This is a genomic window from Flavobacterium sp. NKUCC04_CG (assembly GCF_019345525.1).
Lineage (GTDB): Bacteria > Bacteroidota > Bacteroidia > Flavobacteriales > Flavobacteriaceae > Flavobacterium.
Genome location: NZ_JAHKRA010000045.1, coordinates 1 through 813 on the forward strand (window position 1 = coordinate 1; position 813 = coordinate 813).

The window sequence follows — 813 nt, forward strand, 5'->3', positions numbered from 1 at the left end:
AAAACGCTCAATATAATTGAGCGTTTTTGTATTTAATAGAAGACTCGCACCTAGCATTCTTGTGTATATTTATCCGTACCACACGAAAGGATTCGTGCGGTAGCGGGGTCATAATAACGCACACCATAGTTATAGAGATCCTTCGCTAATGTCGCTGTATACTGCAAATACTATAAAATCATAAATCTCATTTTGATTATAATCAGCCATCAATTTCACTTGACTAACAATAAATAAATTCGGAATATGAGCATTGCTATTTGTAACAATATCATCTAGTAATTCTAATTCTGATGGTGGAGCGAAATAAAATGCTGTCAATAACATTTTATTTTTCTTTAAATCAATTTCGAGATAAATTCTATTTAAATTATTAGTTATTTTAAAAACTAAAAACCTTAAAACAATTAAGTATAAATCGAATTTTTTTTGTTCTTCTGTCATTATCAATTATTTAAACGTTGTTGAACTTGGATGAACAGGAACAACAGTAGAAGATTTCCCTCCTTTAATTAAAAACTTATTTGTTGAAATTATAACTCCATTATTATTATAATATCCTGTTACATTATTATACTGAACATAAGCTCTATTTTGCCCTGCATTAGTACTTAATACTTTTGCTTTACCACTATGTGTTGCATTAAGAACGCTAGATGCATCGTCAATACTATTTAAGTAACTATTTGTACCTAATCTTGCCCCCCGCTGCCGCACGAATCCTTTCGTGTGGCAAATAGAATTCTACAATACATAACACAAAAATACTTTGATTTCAGGATATCTGGCGTTTATATAGCTATTAACTATAAG

General features: G+C 30.3%; 2 protein-coding genes. Both read right to left on the reverse strand.

From position 1 onward, the window contains the following. Positions 1-129: 129 nt before the first annotated feature. Entirely contained in the window at positions 130-444 is a 315-nt protein-coding gene (locus KO524_RS15150; RefSeq protein WP_219295071.1) for a hypothetical protein, read from the reverse strand. A gap of 6 nt (positions 445-450) precedes the next feature. Beyond that, the gene (locus KO524_RS15605) at positions 451-717 is read right to left on the reverse strand and encodes a polymorphic toxin type 50 domain-containing protein (protein WP_219295072.1); all 267 of its coding nucleotides are present in this window, start codon (positions 715-717) and stop codon (positions 451-453) included. Positions 718-813 lie beyond the last annotated feature (96 nt).